This window comes from Bradyrhizobium sp. WSM4873 (genome assembly GCF_055811355.1).
In genome coordinates this window covers 36,411-59,598 of record NZ_JBVVPS010000015.1, presented here as the reverse complement: position 1 = coordinate 59,598, position 23,188 = coordinate 36,411, and the positions used below count along the sequence as shown (strand labels likewise).

Sequence of the window (23,188 nt, the reverse complement as noted above, 5' to 3'; positions counted from 1 at the left end):
GGACGACCGCTGCGCGAACATCCGGATGGCTTTATCCCAGCTCGATCGGCTCGCCGCGGCCGCTGAGCTCTTCGTCGAGGCGCAGATAGTGCGCGAGATAGTCGTGCAAGGCGGTCGCCGCCTTCGAGGTCGCGCCGCTCGACTTGTAGAGCAGCAGCTCGATCTTCGGCAGCGGCGGCAAGCCCTCGTTCGGGCCGATCTCGCGCATCGCCGGCACCAGCGCGCTGCGGCCGAGTACGGTCACGGCCATGCCGGCGAAGGCCGCCGCCTGAAGGCCGCCGACGCTTTCGCTGACGCAGGCGATGCGCCAGCGCAAATTCGCACGTTCCAGTGTGTCGATCGCGTAGTCGCGATAGATGTTGCCCGGCGGCAGCAGCGCCAGCGGAATGGGCCGCTCCTGGTGCGCGGCGGACTGCTCGCCGGTCATCCAGACCAGTTGCTCGCGTCGCACCACCTGGCCGCCCGTAAAATCGTTCATGCGGGTGACGAGCGCGATGTCGACATCGCCGCGCTTGACCAGGCCCACCAACGGCGTCGAGAGCGCGCAATTGAGCTCGACCTGGACGCGCGGGAAGGATTTTCGGAACACGCTGAGGATCTGCGGCAGCATGAAGGCGGCATAGAGGTCAGGCGTGCCGAGTACGACCTGACCCTCGATCTCCTGTGACGCCAGTTGCGAAATCAATTCGTCATGCAACCGCAGGATGGATTTGGCGTAGGTGAGAACCGTGGTGCCGTCCTCGCTCAGCGTCAGCCGGCGGCCGGCATGCTCGAACAATTGCTTGCCGGTGAGCTCCTCCAGCCGCTGCAATTGCAGGGTGATCGCGGGCTGGGTGCGGCCCAGCCGTCGCGCGGTCTCGGTGATGCTGCCGGTCTCGACCACGGAGATCAGGGACCGGAGCATGCGGATGTCGAGGCTGATGAGGTTCATGCGGCGTCCATGTCGCCCAGAATTTATGCAAGTTCCATGCTAATGGCGAAAGGGAGCCGGCTTGGAAGGCTCTGCAGGCGGCATGTTCTCATCGATTAGTAGACGTGCCGATGTAGCGTTGCTGGCATACTGAATATTGATTATCAGGCGGGTCGGCGCGCATGATGCGCCCAACGAACATAAAAGGGAGCACAAAACGTGAAAGAGACATCAGCAACCCGACGAGAGCTGCTCGCAATTGCCGCGGCGGCAAGCGCTGCCTCGATCGCGCAAGTTGCGCCGGCCGCGGCGCAAGCCGGGCCGAAGCCGATCTTTCCGGTGCCGATGGTCACGATCCCGATCGTCGGTGAAACCCAGGTGTTCCAGGTCCGCCGCATCTACTGCATCGGGCGCAATTACGCGGCGCATGCGATCGAGCGCGGCTCGGACCCGAACCGCGAGCCGCCGTTCTTCTTCCAGAAGCCGACCGACGCTATCCAGAACGTCGCTGTGGGCGAAGTCGCCGATCATCCCTATCCGTCGCTGACCAAGAACTATCATCACGAGGTCGAGCTGGTCGCCGCGCTGAAATCCGGCGGCAGCAACATCCCGGCCGAGAAGGCGCTCGACCACGTTTATGGTTACGCCCTTGGCCTCGACATGACCCGGCGCGATCTCCAGAACGGGATGGCCGCGGAGAAGAAGCCCTGGGAGATCGGCAAGAGCTTTGACCACGCCGCGGTAATCGGGCCGATCCACCCGGCCAGCAAGACCGGTCATTTCGACAAGGGCGCCATTTCGCTGGCGATCAACGGGACGGTGAAGCAGAGCTCGGATCTCAGCAAGATGATCTGGAGCGTGGCCGAGCAGATCGCAAAATTGTCGGAAGCGTTCGAGCTGAAGGCCGGCGACATCATTTATTCCGGCACGCCGTAGAATGTCGGCCCGGTCGTGAAGGGCGACGTGCTCTTGTGCAAGCTCGACGGCTTGCCGGACATGTCGATCAAGATCGTCTGATTGTCCTCGCCTCTCCCTGCTGGCGGGGAGAGGCCGGATTGCATCGAGGATGCAATCCGGGTGAGGGTAAGTCTCCGCGAGTCCAGTTTATGCTGTTCCTGATCTAGCTCTGGCCGAGGATCTTCTTCGCGGCGCGAAGATGCGGCTTGTCGATCATCTGGCCGTCGAGGCGCAGCGTGCCGGAGTTCGGATTGCTCGCGAACGCCGCGATCACCTTCTCCGCCCAATTGCGCTCGGCCTCGGTCGGCTCGAACGCCGCGTTGACCACGTCGACGTGCTTGGGATGGATCAGCGCTTTCGCCGAAAAACCGTCGCGCCGCGCCGCGCGCGTTTCCTGTTCGAGCCCGGCCAGATTGTCGATGTCGGTATATACCGTGTCGATCGGCGCGACCTCGGCCGCGGCGGCGGCCATCAGGCAGAGATCGCGCGCCAGGCGATAAGGGCTATGGAACACGCCGCCTGATGCCTTTTCAGTCGCGCCGAGCGAGGCCGAGAGATCTTCCGCGCCCCACATCAGGCCCGCGAGGCGAGGGGAGCAGCCCTTGTAGCTGCCGAGCCCGAAGATCGATCCTGCGGTTTCGGTCGCGACGCAGACGATGCGCGTTGAGCCGATTGCGATACCAGCCGCAGCTTCCAAGGCTTCGAGCCAGGTCGCGACCTGCCGCACGTCGTCGCCGCCCTGCGATTTCGGCAGGACGATGCCGTCGGGCTTGCCTGGAATCACCGCGGCAAGGTCAGCGAGCGTCATGCCGGTGTCGAGCGCGTTGACGCGGACATAAAGCTGATGGGGCTTGTTGCGGCCCTTCAGCATCGCCAGCGTCAACCCGCGCGCCTCCGGCTTCTTGTCGGTGACGACGGAATCCTCGAGATCGATGATCAGCGCGTCGGCGTTGCCTTCGTTGGCCTTCTCGAATTTGCGCGGGGAGTCGCCCGGCACGAACAGCATCGAACGCATCAGACCGGCCTCTTGTGCATCATCGCCATGCGGCGGCATTTGCCGACAATCTCGTCGTTCTGGTTGAGAGCGTGGTGCTCGAACTCGACGATGCCCGCCTTGGGGCGCGATTTGGATTCCCGCAATGAAAGCACCTTCGTCGTCGCCCGCAAAGTGTCGCCATGGAAGACCGGTTTCGGAAACGTGACGTCGGTCATGCCGAGATTGGCAACGGTGGTGCCCATGGTCGTATCATAGACCGTCATGCCGATCATGATGCCGAGGGTGTAAAGGCTGTTGAAAATGCGCTGGCCGAACTCGGTCTGGGCCGCAAAATGTGCGTCGATGTGCAGCGGCTGCGGATTGAGCGTCAGCAGGCTGAACATCGTGTTGTCCATCTCCGTGACGGTCCGGGTCAGCGGATGACTGAACTCCTGGCCCACGGAAAAGTCCTCGAAATAAAGTCCGGCCATCGCGGTTTCCTCCCTGCGAAATAACGGCGCGCCCGCATCCTCGCGCCGCATGACCCTATGCATGCTACACACAGTTGATAGGGAAATTCACGTATCTGTACCCTGTTTTTCAAGTTAAAGAACGCAAGCGAAGGCACGTTCGGGCGCACCAATCCACCACGGCCTTCGAGTGGGGAACGCGACGAGGGGGAGATTGCGCGGTCGCTTCTCCCAAGAAGGAGATCAAGAATATGGATTTCGCGCTCACCGCTCAGCAGGAAGCCATTCGCGACGCCGTCGCAAAGGTTTGCGAAGACTTTCCCGACGCTTATTGGCTGAAGAAGGACCACGACGGCGGCTTCCCGCACGACTTTCACAAGGCCATGGCGGAGGCCGGCTGGCTCGGCATCTGCGTGCCGGAGGAATATGGCGGCTCCGGCCTCGGCATCACCGAGGCCGCGATCATGATGCGCGCCATCGCCGAATCCGGCGCCGGCATGTCCGGCGCATCCGCGGTGCACATCAACGTGTTCGGCCTCAATCCCGTGGTCGTGTTCGGCACCGAAGAGCAGCGCAAGCGCATGCTGCCGCCGATGGTGGAGGGTCGCGAGAAGGCCTGCTTCGCCGTCACCGAGCCCAACACCGGCCTCAACACCACCCAGCTCAAGACCCGCGCGGTGGCCAAGAACGACCGCTACATCGTCAACGGCCAGAAGGTGTGGATCTCGACCGCGCAGGTCGCGCACAAGATCCTGCTGCTGGCGCGCACCACGCCGCTGGAGGACGTGCGCTCGCCCACGCATGGGCTGAGCCTGTTCTATACGGATTTCGATCGCAACAGGATCAAGGTCCACGAGATCGAGAAGATGGGCCGCAAGGTCGTCGATTCCAACGAGCTGTTCTTCGAGGAGTTTGAAATCCCGATGGAGGATCGCATCGGCGAAGAAGGCAAAGGCTTCCAGTACATTCTCGAAGGCATGAACCCCGAGCGCATCCTGATCGCAGCGGAAGCCGTCGGCCTCGGCAAGCTCGCGTTGTCGCGCGCCACCGAATACGCCAAGACCCGCGTGGTGTTCAACCGGCCCATCGGCAAGAATCAGGGCATTCAGCATCCGCTGGCCGTAAACTGGGTTGAACTCGAGGCGGCCTGGTTGATGGTGATGTCGGCGGCCTGGCAATACGACAAGGGCATGCCCTGCGGCGGCGCTGCCAATGCCGCGAAATACATTGCGGGTGAGGCCGGATACCATGCCTGCGAGCAGGCGGTGATGACCCATGGCGGCTTCGGCTACGCCAAGGAATTCCACGTCGAGCGTTACTTGCGCGAAGTGCTGATCCCGCGCATCGCGCCGGTCAGCCCGCAGCTTGCGCTCAGCTTCATTGCGGAAAAGGTGCTGGGGCTGGCCAAGTCATACTAGGCTTGAGCGCGCACCATTGCGGGGCGCTGCGATGGTCGCCTCCAAGCGAAGCCCATAGACGTTATTCCGCAGCGATCCGGTCCATCGCCATGGCCCGAAGCCTGGCGCGCTGGATCTTGACGCCGTTCGCGCTGTCGGTGACGGGGAAGGCCTCCACGACATAGATCCGCGCCGGGACCTTGTAGCCGGCGAGCCGCTCGCGCAGGCGCGCGATCAACGCGTCCTGCCGCGGCGGCTCGTGGTGGGGGTCCTGGGTGGCGATCACGAAGGCAACGCAGCGTGCGTTTCCCTTCAGATCGACCGCGACGACCTGGGCGTCGGCCACACCAGCGCACGCTTTGAGCTCGTCCTCGATCTCGCCCGGCGCAACCAGGAAGCCGCCGAGCCGCATGGCGTCGCCCGCGCGGGTCTCGTAGACGAAGGAGCCGTCGCCGCGCAGCCGGCCGATGTCGCCGGTGCGGAAGAAGCCGTCTGCGGTGATGGCGTCGTGCGTCGCGTCGGAATTGTTGTAGTAGCCGAGGAAGCGTGACGGCGCCCGGATCTCGATCTCGCCGGAGACCCCGGGAGCCGCGAGTTCGCCGGTCTCGGTGTCGCGCACACGGACCCCGGCCTCCGGCGACATCGGCCTGCCGCCGCCCTCGATGCGATCGGTGAAGCCATCACTCGAGTGTGCGATCGAGAACAGCGCCTGCACCTCACTCGAACCGTAGAGGCCGTGCAACGGCATGCCGCGCGCCTCGGCCTCCGCGGCAAGCTCGCGCCAGCCGGGCTGGAACGCGGCAAAGCCGCAGACTTCGAGAGGCGGAAACGGACGCGCCGCGTCTGTGAGGGCGAGGATGCGGCGGAACATCTCGTCCGAGCCAAAGGCATGCGTGATCCCGCACTCGCGGAGAAGCTTCAGCGCCGGTGCCGCCTCGAAGGCGTCGAGCGCATGGACGGTCGCACCCGCTGCGACGAAGCCGAGCAGGCTCGTCATGCCGAAGGTGCCGCAGAACGGCAGCATGGCCAGCAATGCATGGCGCTGCGGTGAGAGCTTTAGCGCCTTGGCAACGCAGGCGGCGTGCGTGGCCAACGTTCGCTGCGAATGCGCGACAAGCTTCGGTCCTTTGGTCGTGCCTGACGTCGTGTAGAGCAGAACCGGCAGATCGAAATCATCCTGAGCCGGCGGGGCGGGCGGATAGCGCTTCTCGAAGGCATCGAAGCGCACACAGGGCCAATGTGTGGGAATCGCATGCCCGCCGACCACCGCGAGCTCTCGCAGCGCAGGCACCTCGTCCTTCGCAACGTCGGCGAGAATAGCAGCAAAGTCGATCGAGCGGAACGCGGCTTCGATCACCATTAGCCTGGCGCCGGACAGCTTCAGGAGATGCGCGACCTCCGCGCTGCGGTAGCGCGTATTGACGGCGGCGACGATTGCCCCACGCCGGGCGGCGGCGAACAGCAGCGCGATCCATTCGATCCGGTTGACCAGCCAGACCGCGACGACGTCGCCCTTGCCGATACCGTGCGCGGCAAGCCAGGCGGCGGTCTGCTCGATCTTTTCCGAGAACTCCGCGCGCGAGACCGGCGTGCCATCGAACACGAAGGCCGGATAGGCCGCCTCGGTCCGGATCAGCGATTGCAGCGAAAATTCATTGGCGCTCATGGCAACCGGACTAACCCGACCGCGCGAACCTGTCTACTTGGTGCCGAACATCCGGTCGCCGGCGTCGCCCAGCCCCGGCACGATATAGCCGTGGTCGTTGAGCCGCTCGTCGATCGCGGCGGTCCAGACCGGCACGTCGGGATGCTCGCTCTGGAACTGCGCGATGCCTTCAGGCGCCGCCAGAAGGCAGACGAAGCGGATGTCGCGGGCGCCGCGCGCCTTCAGCAGCGAGGCGCCGGCGCAGGCCGAGTTGCCGGTCGCCAGCATAGGGTCCATCAGGATCACGGTGCGGTCCGACAGGTCCTGCGGCGCCTTGAAGTAATACTCCACCGCCTGCAACGTATCAGGATCGCGGTAGAGCCCGATATGAGCGATGCGCGCCGAGGGCATCAGCGCCAGCATGCCATCGAGGAAGCCGACGCCGGCGCGCAGGATCGGCGCCAGCGTGAGCTTCTTGCCGGCGATCTTGGGCGCCCGCATCGGAGCAATCGGCGTCTCGATCTCGACCAGCTCCAGCGGCAGGTCGCGCGTTACCTCGTAGCCGAGCAGCATCCCGATCTCGTTCAGGATCTCGCGAAAGCTCTTGGTCGAGCGGTCCTTCTCCCGCATCAGGGAGAGCTTGTGCTGGACCAGGGGATGGGCGACCACGTTGACGTTGCTGATGCTCATGAAACCGATCTACACGGTTCCATGAAATTTCGCCAGATCGGCCGGGTATTTTCCGCGGGATACGTGGCCTCAGGCGGGCATCGCGACCGCGCTGTGCGCCCGGCTGCTTGCCTCGTAGGCAGCCATGGTCAATTGGCGGTCGATCGCCGCGCGGAAATCCTAGACCCCGAGCCCGCGCGCGACGAGCGTGATCACGATCGTTAGGATCGCGCCCCAGACCAGACTCAGCGTCATGGTCAGGATCGTCGTGGTGACCGCGTGCTCGAGATTTCCCTTGAGGAGGTGCACGTTACCTGTCCGGGGCAGGCGCAGCGCCGATGCGCGTGCCGAGCAGCAACGCACCCAGCAATGCGACCAGGATGGCGATCTTGAGCTCGATCACGGCCACAGCCTTGCCGCCACGCGCGCAAGAATCTGCCTGGCTCGCTGCGCCAGCACGATCAGGAAATTGCCGCGGTTCTCGACGTCGAGTTCGAAGGTGTCGGTGGGGAACACCAGGGCGCAGTGCGCCGGTGCGCTCTGACGGTTGGCAAAATCCACCGCCGAGCTCTTGAACAGGAACAGACCGCCGACACGTTCATTCGCTTCGCGCGCGACCCAGAGGCCGGCGCTGTTGCGCCCAATGAAGAAGGCGGGAATGGCGTTGCTGACGACATCCGGATCGAGCGGCCTGAGCGTTGCCGCCTGTTTGATGTGAGCTCCGCGACGGGAAGTCTGAAGGCTAATTGCGGCCATGGCGGCCTCTTCACACATCTGCAAGGTCATGATGGTCTCCATGCCGGTCAGACGTGCATGTGCCAGACATAGATTGCGGTCCTCAGTGCGATCAGCGCAGTGAGTACGCTACCCATCGAGAGCAGCGTGAGCGCGCCGAGGACGAGGCGCTTGAGCTGGGCTTTGCGCGCGGTCGAGATCCCCGACGGGCGATCGGCCTCACCGAAGGGCCGGTCAAGGCTATGTGTCAGCATCGACATCTTGAAAGTCCTTGTCTGTGGAGTGGCTAGAAGGCCGCTCCAATCTGCCTCTCATGATGACCACCGCAGCGTAAGATTGCGAGATGACCGCCGGGGCCGCCGCATAGGAATGTCATAAAGACGCCGGCGGTCGCACCTTGGCTGCATGCGATATCCGCAACGCTACGCGAGGCGTCAGGCCCCGACGCTGTCAGTCAGCTCCTCGTCGGCGAGCGCCGCGAAGGCGCGTACCACCTCCCGCTGCGCGGCCGCGTCCAGCGGCACGATCGGCAGCCTTGTGGCCGGCGACATCAGACCCAGCACGCTCAGTGCGCTCTTGAGCGCCGCCGGGCTGTCCTTGGCGAGGCAGGCGATGAGCGGGATCAGGCGCTTGTGCAGGTAGCGGGCGGATTGCAGGCGGCCTTGCCTGACCTGGGAAAAGATCGTTCGGCACAGACCCGGCGCGATGTTGGCGACCTCCGAGATCGCGCCGTCGCCGCCGCTTGCGATATAGCCTAAGGCGGTGACGTCGTCGCCGGAGAGCAGGCGAAAGCCTGATGGCAGCAGCCGGGCGAGGCGCATCGGGCGGGTGATGTCACCGCTTGCGTCGCGCAGGCCCACGAACTGACGGGATTCGACGAGGCGCAGAAGCGTCTCGTCGGCGAGTGGGCGCAGCGTACGGGAGGGAATGTCGTGCAGGATCAAGGACAAACCGGTCGCACCGGCAATGGCGCGGAAGTGCGCGAGCATGCCGTCCTGCATCGGCTTGTTGTAGGCCGGCACCACCGCCATCACGGCATCGGCGCCGGCGGCCTCGGCGCGGCGGGCAAGTTCGATGGCATGGCCGGTCGAATTCGACAGCGCGCCGGCGATGATCCGCACGCGGCCGCGAGCGACATCGACCGCGGTGCGAATCACGAGCTCCTGCTCGGCCGGCGAGAGCGTTGGTGCCTCGCCGGCGGTCTCGCAGACCACGATGGCGGAGACGCCCGCCGCGACTTGGCGCTCGCAGAGCGCTGCGAACGCCTTGAGATCGATGGCGTCAGCGGCGTCGAACGGCGTCGGCAGATCCGGAATGAAGCCGGTGAACCAGGCAGAGGGAGGAATGAACATGGCTTCCCGCGGAAGAGCGCCGGCTCAGGCGGCGCGCTGCGAGACGATGGTGTTAGGGTTCTTGCCCATGTCGAGCTCGATCTCGCGCGGCAGCTCGACGACGGTTTCCGGATGCTGTCCGTTCTCGAACAGCGCATATTTGACGGCCTGGGCGCGGCTGACGAACAGGCCGCCATAGAGGCCGTTCTGCTCCTGCGCGACCCATTGTCCTCTATGGTTGCGGCCGATGAAAACAATGGTCGAGAGGAAGCTGCACGAGGGAGGTTCGACGAGTTTCACGGATGTATTCCTTCTGAACAACGCCGGCGGGGGAGGCCTGCCTGCGCGCTCAATATCCTGTCTTGCGAATATGATTTCGAGGGCGCCTGCGCGGCGATCTCATAGGAAGGTCATAAAGCCGGTCGCTCAGGCCACATCATTGGCGATGTGGACCAGCGCGAACAATGCGCCGAAGGCGACAGCTTCGTCCCAATGATTGAGGGCAGGGCTGAACAGCGGTTCGCGCCTGACGAGGCCGGCGAGCACGCACAGGATGATCGACATCCAGAGCAGGACGGCGAGGCTTCGGCCAAAACCGACGCTGCCGAATGCGGCAAAGACAACGAGCAGCACAACGCGAACGGCGAAGCGTGCGATCACGCGCGCCGGGCTCAGCGTGTGCGAAATGTCGGGGGCTTGCGACACGGCGTGAATCCGTCAGGCCGCTAGCCGAAATTGTCGCAGGCGAGCGGTTCGTAAAGCGGATCCAGTACAGGACGAACGGAGGGAACGCTCGGCCGCGACGCTTCCGCGGCGAGTGCCTGGACCTCGACGAACGCCGACAGCAGGGCGATCGCGAGGTCGCCATGGCATCCTTCGATCGCGGCGTCCAGCCAGTCCGGTAATTCGCGCTCCCGCGAGAGCGCGCAGTGCCATTCGCCCTCGTCATAGGCGAGGCGGCGGACCTGCCACATCGGCAGCTCGAGCTCCATCAATGCCAGCGTCGCATCGGCCCAGGCCTCGGCATCGATCAGGCGCATGACACGTGCCGTGCGCTCGCTTCGGCCGAGTGAAGGGAAGCGCCGGCAGGCCTTGTCGATGATCTCGAGCATCAACGGTTGCGTCATCACCTGCGCATTGCGCAAGCGGTTACCAAGTGACGGTGGATCGTAGTGTCGGAGAGCGGCGGTGGTCATGTCAGGCCTCCTGGAGGTGGCGTCGGTCAGTCGGCCGGCGTCTCCAAGATGGCCAAAGCGGCATTTGAAAACGAGATGGGGAAGCGGCGGTAGATATAAGGATTTCATAAGTGTGGGATGGAGCGGTGGCGCGCCATCCTCCGCCATCGTCCCGGCCTTTTATGAGATTCCTATATCTTCGCGATGGCCCTCGTCTCGAAAACCTATGCCCGCGGTGGCACTTCAGCCCGGTCAAAAGTCCCGGTAGGCGCCGTGGAAATGCACCGGCATTTCTTTTCACGCGCCGACCGGGTCTCCCGAGAAACGGTTGCGCCGAAATCAAGGGCGCAACGAGGAGTATCTCCATGATGGACATTCTGATGCTGGCGCTGGGCTTCGGCTTCTTCGCCGTTGCGATCGGCTACACCTACGCCTGCGAACGGCTCTGAGGGAGCAGACCATGATCTTCGATTATTCGCTCGCCGGTGCCGTTTCGCTCGGCCTCCTGTTCTACCTCACTTACGCGCTGCTGCGGCCCGAGCGATTCTGACCGTGCTCCTGCTTCTCAAACTGCTGCTGGCGGACGCCGCGCTCGTCGCCTGCCTGCTTGCGCTGCTCCTGCCGCTCCTGCGCAGGACACAAGTCCTAAAGGGTTAAATCCATGACCATGATCGGTTGGCTCCAGATCATTCTCTTTTGCGTCATTATCGTCGCGCTCGCAAAACCGCTCGGCTGGTACATGACGCGCGTGTTCAACGGCGAGCGGACCTTCCTGTCGCCGGTGCTGCGTCCGATCGAGACCGGCATCTACTGGTTCTCCGGCGTCGACGAGAAGCGCGAGCAGCATTGGCTCACTTATACGGTCGCCATGCTGCTGTTCCATGTCGGTGGCTTCCTCATCATCTACGGCGTGATGCGGCTGCAGGATGTACTGCCGTTCAATCCGGCCGGGCAGTCGGCGGTCGCCGCGGATTTGTCCTTTAACACCGCGATCTCCTTCATCACCAACACCAACTGGCAGAACTACGGTGGTGAGAGCACGATCTCCTATCTCGTGCAGATGCTCGGCCTGACGCACCAGAACTTCCTGTCGGCGGCGACCGGCATCGCGCTCGCGGTGGCCCTGATCCGCGGCTTCTCGCGTGCGTCGGCACGCACCGTCGGGAATTTCTGGGTCGATGTCACCCGCTGCACATTGTACGTCCTGCTGCCGATCTGCATCGTCTACACGCTGTTCCTGGTCTCGCAGGGCATGCCGCAGACGCTGGGTGACTATGTCGAGGCCACCACGCTCGAAGGTGCCAAGCAGACCATCGCGGTCGGTCCGGTCGCCTCGCAGGTCGCGATCAAGATGCTCGGCACCAACGGCGGCGGCTTCTTCAACGCCAACGCGGCGCATCCGTTCGAGAATCCGACTGCGCTGTCGAACTTCATTCAGATGCTGTCGATCTTCGCACTCGGCGCGGCGCTCACCAACGTGTTCGGCCGCATGGTTGGCAACCAGCGCCAGGGTTGGGCGATCCTCGCGGTGATGGGCGTGCTGTTCCTCGCCGGTGTCGCCGTCACCTATTGGGCGGAAGCCAGCGGCACCTCGACCCTGCACGCGCTCGGCCTGACCGGCGGCAACATGGAGGGCAAGGAGGTCCGCTTCGGTGTCGTCGCGTCCTCCCTGTTCGCCGTGATCACGACGGCCGCCTCCTGCGGCGCGGTCAACGCCATGCATGACAGCTTCACCGCACTCGGCGGCATGATTCCGCTGATCAACATCGAGCTCGGCGAAATCATTGTCGGCGGCGTCGGGGCCGGTATGTACGGCATGCTGCTGTTCGTCATCCTCGCGATCTTCGTGGCGGGCCTCATGGTCGGTCGCACGCCGGAATATGTCGGCAAGAAGATCGAGGCGCGCGAGGTCAAGATGGCAATGCTCGCGATCCTGGTGCTGCCACTGATGATCCTTGGCTGGACCGCGGTCGGCGTGGTCTATCCGGCGGCGGTCGCCTCGATGGCAAATGCCGGACCGCACGGCTTCACCGAGGTGCTCTATGCCTTCACCTCGGCGACCGGCAACAACGGCTCGGCCTTCGCAGGCCTCACCGGCAACACCTTCTTCTACAACCTCACGCTGGCAAGCGCGATGTTCGTCGGCCGCTTCTTCATGATCATTCCCGCGATGGCGATTGCGGGTTCGCTGGCCGCCAAGAAATCGATCCCGCCGTCCGCGGGCACCCTCCCGACCACCGGCGGGCTGTTCGTCGGCCTGGTCGTCGGCGTGATCCTGATCATCGGGGGACTGACCTTCTTCCCGGCGCTCGCCCTCGGTCCGATCGTCGAGCATCTCGCGATGAACGCCGGCCAAATCTTCTGACCAGCAAGTGTTCTGAACAGCAAGTGTTCTGATCGATAGCCTTCTGATTGTTTGGAGTGACCTCCATGGATACCATGAAACTGCAAAAGCGTGCGTCCGTCTCGGCGATGTTCGATCCCAAGATCGTCGTGCCTGCGATCCGCGCGTCCTTCATCAAGCTCGATCCGCGCTTGATGATCAAGAACCCCGTGATGTTCGTGGTCGAGATCGTGGCCGCGCTCACCACGGTGATCTTCCTGCGCGACCTCGTCACGGGCGGCGGGAATCTCGGCTTTACCTTCCAGATCATCGTCTGGCTCTGGTTCACGGTGCTGTTTGCCAATCTTGCCGAAGCCGTGGCCGAAGGCCGCGGCAAGGCACAAGCGGAATCGCTGCGCAAGACCCGCACCGAGAGCCAGGCCAAGCTGCTGACCGGCTCTGACCGCACTTTCAAGTTGGTGCCGGGCACCAACCTCAAGGTCGGCGACATCGTGCTGGTCGAGGCCGGCGATACCATTCCCTCCGATGGCGAGGTGATCGAGGGCGTCGCGTCCGTCAACGAGGCCGCCATCACCGGCGAGTCCGCACCCGTGATCCGCGAATCCGGCGGCGATCGTTCGGCGGTGACCGGCGGCACCCAGGTGCTGTCCGACTGGATCCGCGTGCGGATCACGGCAGCGCAAGGTTCGACCTTCATCGACCGCATGATCAAGCTCGTCGAGGGCGCCGAGCGGGCGAAGACCCCGAACGAGATCGCGCTCAACATTCTGCTGGCCGGCCTCACCATCATCTTCGTGTTCGCAACCGTCACCATCCCGAGCTACGCGGCCTATGCCGGCGGCTCGATCTCGGTGGTTGTGCTGGTTGCGCTGTTCGTGACGCTGATCCCGACCACCATCGGCGCGCTGCTGTCGGCAATCGGCATTGCCGGCATGGATCGCCTGGTCCGCTTCAACGTGTTGGCGATGTCCGGTCGCGCCGTCGAGGCCGCCGGCGACGTCGACACGCTGCTGCTCGACAAGACCGGAACGATTACACTTGGCAACCGCCAGGCGACCTCCTTCCGCCCGGTGCGCGGCGTCACCGAGCAGGAGCTCGCGGACGCGGCCCAGCTCGCCTCGCTCGCCGACGAGACTCCGGAGGGCCGTTCGATCGTGGTGCTGGCCAAGGAGAAATACGGCATCCGTGGCCGCGACATGGCCGAGTTGGGAGCCACCTTCATCCCATTCACCGCGCAGACCCGCATGAGCGGCGTCGATGCCGGCGGCTCGTCGGTGCGCAAGGGCGCGGTCGATGCGATCCTCAATTATGTCGGCGGCGGTGCGCCGCTGGTGGTCGCCTCGGGCAACACGGCTCGTTCCATCCAGCCCGCCGGGCTCTCGGACATCGGTCGCGAGATCCAAACCATTGCCGACGACATATCGAAGGCCGGCGGCACGCCGCTGGCGGTCGCCAGGGACGGCAAGCTGCTAGGCGTCATTCAGCTCAAGGACATCGTCAAGGGCGGTATCCGTGAGCGCTTTGCCGAGCTGCGACGCATGGGCATCCGCACCGTCATGATTACCGGCGACAATCCCATGACGGCCGCCGCGATCGCAGCGGAAGCCGGCGTCGACGACTTCCTGGCGCAGGCAACTCCCGAGGACAAGCTCAAGCTGATCCGCGACGAGCAGGCCAAGGGCAAGCTGGTGGCGATGTGCGGCGACGGCACCAACGACGCGCCGGCGCTCGCGCAGGCAGACGTCGGTGTCGCCATGAACACCGGCACGCAGGCTGCTCGCGAGGCCGGCAACATGGTCGACCTCGACTCCAACCCCACCAAGCTGATCGAGGTGGTCGAGATCGGCAAGCAGCTGCTGATGACGCGCGGCGCACTCACCACGTTCTCGATCGCCAACGACGTTGCGAAGTATTTCGCGATCATCCCGGCAATGTTCCTGGCGTTCTACCCCCAGCTCAACGTGCTCAACGTCATGAACCTGTCGAGCCCGCAGAGTGCTATCCTGTCGGCGATCATCTTCAACGCGCTTGTTATCATCGCGCTGATCCCGCTGGCGCTGAAGGGCGTCGCCTATCGCGCGGTCGGGGCCGGCGCACTGCTCCGGCGCAATCTGCTGATCTACGGCCTCGGCGGCATCGTCATACCCTTCATCGGCATCAAGGCGATCGACCTCGTCGTCGTTGCCTTGCACCTGGCTTAACCCCGTCATTGCGAGCGAAGCGATGCAGTCCAGAATTCTTGCCACGACTGAGAGACTGGATTGCTACGTCGCTTCGCTCCTCGCAATGACGAAAGAAATAGGAGAAACACATGCTCAGAGAAATCCGCCCCGCCATCGTCCTGCTGCTGGTGCTCACCGCCATCACCGGACTTGCCTATCCGCTGGCGATGACCGCTATTGCCGGCGCAATCTTCCCCGCGCAGGCGCAGGGCAGCCTGATCGAGAAGGACGGTCACGTGGTCGGCTCCGCCCTGATCGGGCAGGAGTTCAAGGACGACAAATATTTCCACGGCCGCCTCTCGGCGACGGTGGCGCCGGATCCGAGCGATTCGACCAAGACCGTGCCGGCGCCCTACAACGCCGCCAATTCTGGTGGCTCCAATCTCGGCCCGACCAGCAAGGCGCTGGCCGACCGGCTGAAGGAAGATGTGGACAAGCTCAAAAGCGAGAACCCGAATGCCGCCGTGCCGGTCGACCTCGTGACGACCTCGGCCAGCGGCCTCGATCCCGACATTTCGCCGGAAGCGGCGCAATTCCAGGTGCCGCGCGTGGCGAAGGCGCGAAACGTGCCGGAGGATCAGGTCAAGCAACTGGTGGCTTCCAACATCCAGGGCCGCCTGCTCGGCCTGATCGGCGAGCCCCGGGTCAACGTGTTGGCTCTGAACCTCGCGCTCGATCGTGCCACAAAGTAGTCTAGGCTAGGTCCGCGCCGATGATTATATTGGCCTGATGGTCCGAGAGCGCCGCGATCCCGAACAACGTCCTTCGCCCGAGGCGCTGCTGGAAGCCGCGCGCCGGGAGGAGGGCGTGAGCGGCAAGCTGAAGATCTTCGTCGGCGCCGCTCCCGGCGTCGGCAAGACCTACGAGATGCTGCAAAGCGCCCACGCCAGGCGCAAGTCAGGCCTTGACGTCGTGGTCGGCTTCGTCGAGACCCATGGCCGCGCCGAGACCGAGGCGCTGGTGCGGGGGCTGGAAGTGATCCCGCGCAAGAAGCTCGACTACCGCGGCCAGATTGTCGAGGAAATGGACCTCGATGCCGTGATCGCGCGCCGGCCGAAAATCGCGCTGGTGGACGAACTCGCCCACACCAATGCCGCCGGCAGCCGCCATCCAAAACGCTATCTCGACGTCGAGGAGCTGCTGTCCCACGGCATCGACGTCTACACCGCCGTCAATATTCAGCACATCGAGAGCCTGAACGACGTCGTCGCGCAGATCACCCATGTGCGGGTGCGGGAGACCGTGCCGGATTCGGTGTTCGACCGCGCAGACGCCATCGAACTGATCGACCTCACGCCCGACGATCTGATCCAGCGGCTGAAAGAGGGCAAGGTCTATGTCCCCAGGCAGGCCGAGCGGGCGCTGGAGCATTATTTCTCGCCGGGCAACCTGACCGCGCTGCGCGAACTCGCCCTGCGGCGCACCGCCGAACGGGTCGACGAGCAGCTGCTCACCCACATGCAGGCGAACGCGATCGCCGGTCCCTGGGCAGCGGGCGAGCGCATCCTCGTCTGCGTCAGCGAAGATCCGCGAGCGGCCGGGCTCGTGCGCTATACCAAGCGCCTGGCCGACCGGCTGCATGCGCCGTTCACTGCGATCTCGATCGAGACGCGGCGCTCGCTCCAACTCTCAGACGAGGCGCGAGACCAGCTCGCCGACACGCTGCGGCTTGCCGAAGCGCTCGGCGGCGAGGCGCTGACCATTCCGGCTGTCGGCCGCCGCATCGCCGACGACGTCATCAACTTCGCGCAAGGCAACAATGTCACCCAGATCGTGATCGGCAAGTCGACGCGCTCGCGCTGGTTCGAGATGACGCGCGGCTCCGTCGTGCATGATCTGGTGGGCCGCGCCGGCAATATCAGCATTCACGTCATTCCGGGCGACGAGTTGTCCGGCGAGCCCGCGCCGAAGACGTCGGTGCAGACCGCTGCACGCTCGGAACCGTTCAATCCGCTGCCCTATCTGAAGGCGCTCGGCATCGTTCTGGTCGGCCTCGGCGCCGCCGAGCTGATTCAGCCGAGATTCGGCATCGAGAACGTGGACCTCGTGCTGCTGACGGCTGTGGTGGCGGTCGCTGTGCGGTATGGACTGTGGCCGTCGCTGCTCGCGACCGTCGCGGCCTCGCTCTCCTACAATTTCTTCTTCATCCCGCCGATCTACACCTTCACGATCACCGATCCGACCAACGTCGCCGCCTTCGTCCTGTTTACGGTGGTTGCGATGATCGTCTCGAATGTCGCAGCGCGGGTGCGCACCCAGGCCGACACCGCGATCGGGCGCATCAGGACCACCGAGCAGCTGTATGCGTTCAGCCGCAAGCTCGCCGGCACCGGCACGCTCGACGACGTGCTGTGGGCGACCGCTTACCAGACCGCGCTCATGCTCAAGGTCCGCGTCGTGCTCTTGCTGCCGGACGACGGCCTGCTCACGGTGAAGTCGGGCTATCCCCCCGAGGACGATCTCGATCAGGCGGACCTTGCCGCCGCCAACTGGGCCTGGAGCAATGACCGCCCTGCAGGCCGCGGCTCGGACACGCTGCCGGGAGCAAAACGGCTGTTCCTGCCGATGCGCACCGGGCGCGGCCCGATCGGCGTCATCGGCATCGACGACGACCGCACAGGTCCCTTGCTGACGCCGGACCAGCGTCGCCTGCTCGACGCGCTGGTCGACCAGGGCGCGCTGGCGATCGAGCGCGTGCTGCTGGTCGAGGACGTCGATCGCGTCAAGCGCACCGTGGAATCCGAGCGGCTGCGTTCCGCATTGCTGACCTCGATTTCACACGACCTGAAGACGCCGCTCGCATCCGTGCTGGGTGCGGCCTCGACCATGCGCGATCTCGCCAGCGCGCTCTCCGACACCGAGAAGCGCGACCTGCTCGCCACCGTGATCGACGAATCCGAACGGCTCAACCGCTTCATCGCCAATCTGCTCGACATGACCAAGCTCGAATCCGGCGCCATCGTGCCCAACGCTGCGTTGCACGATCTTGGAGAGATCGTCGGCAGCGCGCTCCGCCGTGCAGCCAAGATCCTCACCGCCCACAAGGTGGAGCTGGAGTTGGCCGCAGACCTTCCTATGCTCCAGCTCGATGCGGTGCTGTTCGAGCAGGTGCTGTTCAACCTGCTCGACAACGCCGCCAAATATTCGCCGCCCCACGCGACGGTCTCGATTCGCAGCCGGCGCGACAGCGATCATGTGGTGCTCCAGATTGCGGACGAGGGCGACGGCATTCCGTCCGAGGAGCTCGAGAGCGTGTTCGACAAGTTTTATCGCGTGCAGAAGGGCGACCATGTCCGCCCCGGCACCGGGCTCGGGCTCGCCATCTCCCGCGGCTTCGTCGAGGCGATGCATGGCACGATCTCGGCCGCGAATCGCAGCGACCGGAGCGGCGCGGTACTGACCATCCGTCTGCCCATTCCGGCCCGGACCCACGCATTGGATACCGCCGCATGAGCGCCGCCGCGATCAAAGTGCTGGTCATCGACGACGAGCCGCCGATCCGCAAATTGCTGCGGATGGGGCTCTCGACCCAAGGCTATGAGATCCTGGAGGCGTCCAACGGCAAGACCGCGCTGGAGAAGCTCAGCGAGGATCCCGCGCTGATCATCCTCGATCTCGGCCTGCCGGACATCCAGGGTCACGAGTTGTTGCGTACCATCCGCGCCCGCAATGAAGCTGTGCCGATCGTGGTGCTGTCGAGCCGCGGCGACGAGGCCGGCAAGGTGCAGGCGCTCGACCTCGGGGCCGACGATTACCTGACAAAGCCGTTCGGCATGGACGAGCTGCTGGCGCGCCTGCGCGCCGCGCTGCGGCACCAGCTTCAGATCCAGGGCGAGCGCCCAGTGTTTCGTGCCGGCGATCTCTCGGTCGATCTGGTGCGCCGGATCGTCAAGGTCGGCGAGCGCGACGTCAAACTGTCGCCGAAGGAATATGACCTCCTGCGCGTGCTGGTGCAGCACGCCGGCAAGGTGCTCACCCACCGCTTTCTGCTGAGGGAGCTCTGGGATGAGTTGACCGACGCGCAATATCTGCGTGTCTATGTCCGCCAGCTCCGGCAGAAGATCGAAGCCGATCCGGAACGGCCGCAATACGTGCTGACGGAGACGGGGATCGGCTATCGGCTAAAGGCGGGGGACTAGCTTTCGATCCTCATCCTGAGGAGCGCGGAACGCGCGTCTCGAAGGATGAAGGCCCGACTCCCGCAGCGGGGGCCTGCATGGTTCGAGACGGCAATTCGCGCCTCCTCACCATGAGGGAAGAGAGTGAAGTGCGCGGCGGAGAGCTAACCCGCTTTCCTCTGCCGCGCCGTCGACCGGTGCGTCTTCTTCGCGGCCCTCGTTCGCCCCGACGCCCGGCGCGCATGGGACTTCGCCGCCGTCTTCTTCCCGCTGCGTCCCTTCAAGCTCTGCTTCAGCGCATCCATCAGGCTGACGACGTTGCTCGGCTTCTCCTCAGGCTCCGGCAGTTCGATTGTCTTGCCGCTGGCCTTGCGCTTCACCAGGGCCTTCAGCGCGTTCTCGTAATCGTCCTTGAACTTGCTGGGATCGAAATGGGAGGCCTTGGTCTGGAGGATATGGCCGGCGAGTTCGACCATGTCCTTGGTGATCTTCGGGCTCTTGATGTCGTTGAAGAATTGGTCCTCGTCGCGCAGTTCGTAGGGGAAGCGCAGCGTGGTGCCGAGCAGGCCCTTGCCGAGCGGCTCGATCGCGATGATGTGCTCGCGGTTGGTGAGCACGATCTTGGCGAGCGCGACGCGATCCTGGTCCTTCATGGCGTCGCGGATTACGGCAAAGGCATCGACCGCGGCCTTGCCGTCGGGCGCGATGTAGTAGGGATGGTTGAGGTAGCGCTGGTCGATCTCGTCGCTCGGCACAAAGCTCTCGATGTCGATGGTGTGGTTGCTCTCGATCTGGACGGCTTCGAGCTCCTCCGGCTCGATCTCGACATACTTGCCCTTGCGCAGCTCGTAGCCGCGTCCCTTCTGGTCGCTTTCGACGACGTCGCCGGTCTCGGCGTCGATCATCTGCTGCTTCAATCGGTTGCCGGTCTCGCGGTTGATCATGTGAAATCGCGTCTTCTCGGCCGCGGTGGTCGCCGGATAAAGCACAACGGGGCAACTGACCAGCGAGAGCTTCAACGTTCCCTTCCAATAGGCGCGCGGTGCCATTCCGTTCTCCAGCGTCTACGAGTCATTTTGGAACCCCAACCGTCCCGCGGGGTTTTGGTTCCGGGTGGGATGCGGGCCGTGATAGGCTTCCACGCCGAAAGAGAATCCGGGACCAATCGTGCTGCAAAAACTATCCAAGTATCGACAGAAACGTGATTTCGAGAAGACGCCGGAGCCGTCGGGCAAGGCCGCGGTGGCGCCATCGAAGCAGCGGCGTTTCGTGATCCAGAAGCATGACGCCACGCGGCTGCACTACGATCTGCGGCTCGAGTTCGACGGCGTCTTCAAGTCCTGGGCGGTGACGAAAGGGCCCTCGCTCGATCCGCACGACAAGCGGCTGGCCGTCGAGGTCGAGGACCATCCGCTCGACTATGGCGACTTCGAGGGCACGATTCCGGAAGGCCAGTACGGCGGCGGCACGGTCATGCTTTGGGATCGCGGCACCTGGGAATCCGAAGATCCCGAACGCGGTTTCAAGAAGGGCGATCTGAAGTTCGCCCTGCATGGCGAGAAGCTGCACGGCAGCTGGGTCCTGGTGCGCATGCGCAACGACCGCACCGGCGGCAAACGGACCAATTGGCTCCTGATCAAGCATCGCGACGAATATGTTCGCGAGGGCGCAGACAATGACATTCTCGAGCAGGACAAGTCGGTCGCCTCCGGCCGCGTGATGGATCAGATCGCCGAAGGCAAGGGGCGAGCACCAAAACCGTTCATGCTGGCGAAGGGCACCAAGGCCAAGGCCGACGCGGTCTGGCAGTCCAACCGGGCGGACGAGGCGAAAGAGCGCACGGTCACGCCGGCACCCCGCGCGGCGTTGAAGACCGGCAAGACGGCAAAGAAGAAGGCCACAACCGCGACGACCGCGAAGAAGGCGGAGATGCCTGATTTCGTCGCGCCGCAGCTCTGCACCTCGGTCGAGCGCCCGCCGGGCGGCGATGGCTGGTGCCACGAAATCAAGTTCGACGGCTACCGCGTGCAACTGCGGGTCGAAGGCGGCAAGGCGACGTTGAAGACGCGCAAAGGCCTCGACTGGACCGGAAAATTCGCAAGCATCGCGAAGGAAGCGGGCGCGCAGCCGGACATGATGATCGACGGCGAGATCGTCGCGCTCGACCATAACGGAGCACCGAATTTTTCGTCGCTCCAGGCCGCGCTGTCGGACGGCAAGACCGACGAGCTCATCTTCTTCGCGTTCGACCTGTTGTTTGCGGAAGGTCTCGATTACCGCCGGCTGCCGCTCGGCGAGCGCAAGGCGCGGTTGAAGGAGCTGCTGGAGGCGCGCAAGCGCAAATCGAGCCAGATTCGCTATGTCGAGCATTTCGAAAGCGGCGGCGACGCCGTGCTGCAGTCGGCCTGCAAGCTCGAGCTTGAGGGCGTGGTGTCGAAGAAGCTCGACGCGCCCTATCGTTCGGGGCGGACAGAAAGCTGGACCAAGGCTAAATGCCGTGCCGGCCATGAGGTCGTCATCGGCGGCTACAAGACCACCAATGGCAAATTCCGTTCGCTGATGGCCGGCGTGCACCGCGGCGATCATCTCGCCTTCGTCGGCATGGTCGGCACGGGCTTCGGCGCCGACAAGGTCAAGCGCATCATGCCGTCCTTGAAGGCGATGGAGGCCAAGCAAAGCCCCTTTGGCGGCAAGAACGCACCGAAAAAAGCGCGCGAGGTGCACTGGCTGAAGCCGGAGCTCGTGGCGGAGATCGAGTTCGCCGGCTTCACCGCCGACGGCAATATCCGCCAGGCCGCCTTCAAGGGTCTACGGCAGGACAAGCCGGCGGAGGAGGTCGAGGCCGAGACACCGGTCGATACCGAGCTTGCCGAGCCCTCGACGAGGCGGCAGGCCAAGCCGCGCGCGAAAGCGAAGACCGGCGAACGAACAGCGCAAGCCGGCAGTGCCGAAGTGATGGGAGTCGTCATCTCCAAGCCGGACAAGGAGCTCTGGCCGGACGACGGCAATGGCGATCCCGTCACCAAGCTGGATCTCGCGCGCTATCTCGAAGCTGTCGGCGAATGGATGATCGTCCACCTGAAGGGCCGTCCGTGCTCGCTGATCCGCGCCCCTGACGGCATCAAGGGCGAATGCTTCTTCCAGCGCCACGCCATGCAGGGCACCTCGAACCTTCTGGAGCTCGCGCGGGTCTCCGGCGACCGCAAGCCCTATTTGCAGATCGACCGCATCGAAGGGCTCGCGGCGGTAGCGCAGATCGGCGGCGTCGAGCTGCATCCCTGGAATTGCGCGCCCTACGCCTACGATACCCCGGGCCGGCTGGTGTTCGATCTCGATCCGGCGCCCGACGTCGTCTTCGCCGAGGTCGTCGAGGCCGCCAAGGAGATGCGGCAGCGGCTGACCGACATCGGCATGGAAAGCTTCTGCAAGACCACCGGCGGCAAGGGCCTGCACGTCGTGGTGCCCTTGCGTCATGGCGCCCGCGATCAGGTGAGCTGGAAAGAGGCGAAGGCCTTCGCGCAGGGCGTTTGCCAGTGGATGGCGGACGACGATCCCGAGCGCTATCTGCTCAACATGTCGAAGAAGCTGCGAACGGGAAAGATCTTCCTGGACTATCTGCGCAACGACCGCATGTCGACGGCGGTGGCCCCGCTGTCCCCCCGCGCGCGCGATGGTGCGACTGTGTCGATGCCGGTCACGTGGGCGCAGGTGAAGAGCGACCTCGATCCGAAGCGGTACACGGTGCGAACGGTGCCAGGCTTGCTGGCGCGATCGAAGGCGTGGGATGGTTATGACGATGCGGCCGTGTCGATCAAGGCGGCGATCAAGAAGCTCGCGGCGAAAAAGAAGTAGGGGGGGTTAGCGAAGCGTAACCCACCACTTCTGTTGACGCGGAAAGAAAAGAGGAGGGTTACGCCTTGCGGCTAACCCACCTACCGAACCCGGCTAGATCCGTCCCAGCAGCAGCAGGATCAGCAGGATCACGATGACGAGCCCGAGGCCGCCGCCGCCGTAATAGCCGGTGCCGTAGAACGGGCCGCCGCCGATGCCGCTGAAGCCGCCGAGCAGCGCGATGACCAAAATGATCAGAATGATCGTACCGATAGACATGCCAAATCTCCTCCAGCCCTTCGTTGGAAGGGTCTCTTGCAACCTGTCCCGTGGTGCGAGGGCAACTTGCCGCAGGTTTTAAAGTTCCCCCAATGAAACACCGGTTGCACGCTCCACTTGCATGGAACC

General features: G+C 64.3%; 22 protein-coding genes and 1 pseudogene. 9 read left to right on the top strand and 14 right to left on the bottom strand.

What is annotated here, in order from left to right:
- Positions 1-31: 31 nt before the first annotated feature.
- Entirely contained in the window at positions 32-931 is a 900-nt protein-coding gene (locus AC0L21_RS20345; protein WP_473263606.1) for a LysR substrate-binding domain-containing protein, read from the bottom strand.
- Between the two features lie 198 nt (positions 932-1,129).
- Here AC0L21_RS20345 and AC0L21_RS20340 point away from each other — a divergent pair.
- Positions 1,130-1,927, top strand: a pseudogene (locus AC0L21_RS20340) (fumarylacetoacetate hydrolase family protein).
- A gap of 103 nt (positions 1,928-2,030) precedes the next feature.
- Here AC0L21_RS20340 and AC0L21_RS20335 read toward each other — a convergent pair.
- On the bottom strand, positions 2,031-2,882 hold the full coding sequence (locus AC0L21_RS20335) for an HpcH/HpaI aldolase/citrate lyase family protein (protein ID WP_007613847.1): 852 nt from the start codon (positions 2,880-2,882) through the stop codon (positions 2,031-2,033).
- Positions 2,882-3,385 (bottom strand): MaoC family dehydratase, encoded by a 504-nt coding sequence (locus AC0L21_RS20330; RefSeq protein WP_473263604.1) that lies wholly within the window; start codon positions 3,383-3,385, stop codon positions 2,882-2,884. The genes AC0L21_RS20335 and AC0L21_RS20330 overlap by 1 nt, the downstream gene beginning before the upstream one ends.
- 179 nt (positions 3,386-3,564) lie before the next feature.
- Here AC0L21_RS20330 and AC0L21_RS20325 point away from each other — a divergent pair, with 179 nt between their 5' ends.
- On the top strand, positions 3,565-4,731 hold the full coding sequence (locus AC0L21_RS20325; RefSeq protein WP_473263603.1) for an acyl-CoA dehydrogenase family protein: 1,167 nt from the start codon (positions 3,565-3,567) through the stop codon (positions 4,729-4,731).
- 61 nt (positions 4,732-4,792) lie between these two features.
- Here the strand turns inward: AC0L21_RS20325 and AC0L21_RS20320 are convergent, their stop codons facing one another.
- The 9 genes from AC0L21_RS20320 to AC0L21_RS20280 all read right to left on the bottom strand — a co-directional run bounded on the left by AC0L21_RS20320 (position 4,793) and on the right by AC0L21_RS20280 (position 10,286).
- Complete coding sequence (locus AC0L21_RS20320) at positions 4,793-6,376, bottom strand: AMP-binding protein (RefSeq protein WP_473263601.1); 1,584 nt, start codon at positions 6,374-6,376, stop codon at positions 4,793-4,795.
- A 33-nt stretch (positions 6,377-6,409) separates the two neighbouring features.
- Entirely contained in the window at positions 6,410-7,045 is a 636-nt protein-coding gene (gene upp / locus AC0L21_RS20315; protein ID WP_018454040.1) for a uracil phosphoribosyltransferase, read from the bottom strand.
- A 159-nt stretch (positions 7,046-7,204) separates the two neighbouring features.
- Complete coding sequence (locus AC0L21_RS20310) at positions 7,205-7,333, bottom strand: hypothetical protein (RefSeq protein ID WP_473263600.1); 129 nt, start codon at positions 7,331-7,333, stop codon at positions 7,205-7,207.
- A 90-nt stretch (positions 7,334-7,423) separates the two neighbouring features.
- Positions 7,424-7,810, bottom strand: a complete 387-nt coding sequence (locus tag AC0L21_RS20305; protein WP_473263720.1) for a hypothetical protein — start codon at positions 7,808-7,810, stop codon at positions 7,424-7,426.
- A gap of 17 nt (positions 7,811-7,827) precedes the next feature.
- The gene (locus tag AC0L21_RS20300; RefSeq protein ID WP_473263599.1) at positions 7,828-8,019 is read right to left on the bottom strand and encodes a hypothetical protein; all 192 of its coding nucleotides are present in this window, start codon (positions 8,017-8,019) and stop codon (positions 7,828-7,830) included.
- Positions 8,020-8,193: 174 nt separating this feature from the next.
- On the bottom strand, positions 8,194-9,111 hold the full coding sequence (gene dapA, locus AC0L21_RS20295) for a 4-hydroxy-tetrahydrodipicolinate synthase (protein ID WP_473263598.1): 918 nt from the start codon (positions 9,109-9,111) through the stop codon (positions 8,194-8,196).
- 24 nt (positions 9,112-9,135) lie between these two features.
- Positions 9,136-9,390, bottom strand: coding sequence for a hypothetical protein (locus tag AC0L21_RS20290; RefSeq protein ID WP_473263597.1), 255 nt, complete (start codon positions 9,388-9,390; stop codon positions 9,136-9,138).
- A gap of 126 nt (positions 9,391-9,516) precedes the next feature.
- Positions 9,517-9,795, bottom strand: coding sequence for a hypothetical protein (locus AC0L21_RS20285; RefSeq protein WP_473263596.1), 279 nt, complete (start codon positions 9,793-9,795; stop codon positions 9,517-9,519).
- A 20-nt stretch (positions 9,796-9,815) separates the two neighbouring features.
- A complete protein-coding gene (locus tag AC0L21_RS20280; RefSeq protein ID WP_473263594.1) occupies positions 9,816-10,286 on the bottom strand; it encodes a hypothetical protein in 471 nt (156 codons plus the stop codon).
- Between the two features lie 439 nt (positions 10,287-10,725).
- Between AC0L21_RS20280 and AC0L21_RS20275 the strand changes: the two genes are divergently transcribed.
- From AC0L21_RS20275 to AC0L21_RS20250, 6 genes are all read left to right on the top strand, one after another.
- On the top strand, positions 10,726-10,815 hold the full coding sequence (locus AC0L21_RS20275; RefSeq protein WP_018454042.1) for a K(+)-transporting ATPase subunit F: 90 nt from the start codon (positions 10,726-10,728) through the stop codon (positions 10,813-10,815).
- A gap of 111 nt (positions 10,816-10,926) precedes the next feature.
- Complete coding sequence (gene kdpA / locus AC0L21_RS20270) at positions 10,927-12,630, top strand: potassium-transporting ATPase subunit KdpA (protein WP_473263592.1); 1,704 nt, start codon at positions 10,927-10,929, stop codon at positions 12,628-12,630.
- Between the two features lie 65 nt (positions 12,631-12,695).
- The gene (gene kdpB, locus AC0L21_RS20265; RefSeq protein ID WP_473263591.1) at positions 12,696-14,810 is read left to right on the top strand and encodes a potassium-transporting ATPase subunit KdpB; all 2,115 of its coding nucleotides are present in this window, start codon (positions 12,696-12,698) and stop codon (positions 14,808-14,810) included.
- Between the two features lie 110 nt (positions 14,811-14,920).
- A complete protein-coding gene (locus AC0L21_RS20260) occupies positions 14,921-15,523 on the top strand; it encodes a K(+)-transporting ATPase subunit C (protein ID WP_473263590.1) in 603 nt (200 codons plus the stop codon).
- Between the two features lie 37 nt (positions 15,524-15,560).
- On the top strand, positions 15,561-18,284 hold the full coding sequence (locus AC0L21_RS20255; protein ID WP_473263589.1) for a DUF4118 domain-containing protein: 2,724 nt from the start codon (positions 15,561-15,563) through the stop codon (positions 18,282-18,284).
- Positions 18,281-18,970 carry a response regulator gene (locus AC0L21_RS20250; RefSeq protein ID WP_473263588.1) on the top strand — a complete coding sequence of 230 codons (690 nt, stop codon included), beginning with the start codon at positions 18,281-18,283 and terminating at the stop codon, positions 18,968-18,970. Before AC0L21_RS20255 ends, AC0L21_RS20250 begins: the two co-directional genes overlap by 4 nt.
- A gap of 143 nt (positions 18,971-19,113) precedes the next feature.
- Here AC0L21_RS20250 and ku read toward each other — a convergent pair whose 3' ends face one another.
- Positions 19,114-19,998 (bottom strand): non-homologous end joining protein Ku, encoded by an 885-nt coding sequence (gene ku, locus AC0L21_RS20245; RefSeq protein ID WP_473263587.1) that lies wholly within the window; start codon positions 19,996-19,998, stop codon positions 19,114-19,116.
- Between the two features lie 118 nt (positions 19,999-20,116).
- Between ku and ligD the strand changes: the two genes are divergently transcribed.
- Positions 20,117-22,801, top strand: coding sequence for a DNA ligase D (gene ligD / locus AC0L21_RS20240; RefSeq protein WP_473263586.1), 2,685 nt, complete (start codon positions 20,117-20,119; stop codon positions 22,799-22,801).
- A gap of 93 nt (positions 22,802-22,894) precedes the next feature.
- Here the strand turns inward: ligD and AC0L21_RS20235 are convergent, their stop codons facing one another.
- Positions 22,895-23,059 (bottom strand): DUF3309 family protein, encoded by a 165-nt coding sequence (locus AC0L21_RS20235; protein ID WP_007595743.1) that lies wholly within the window; start codon positions 23,057-23,059, stop codon positions 22,895-22,897.
- Between the last annotated feature and the right edge of the window lie 129 nt (positions 23,060-23,188).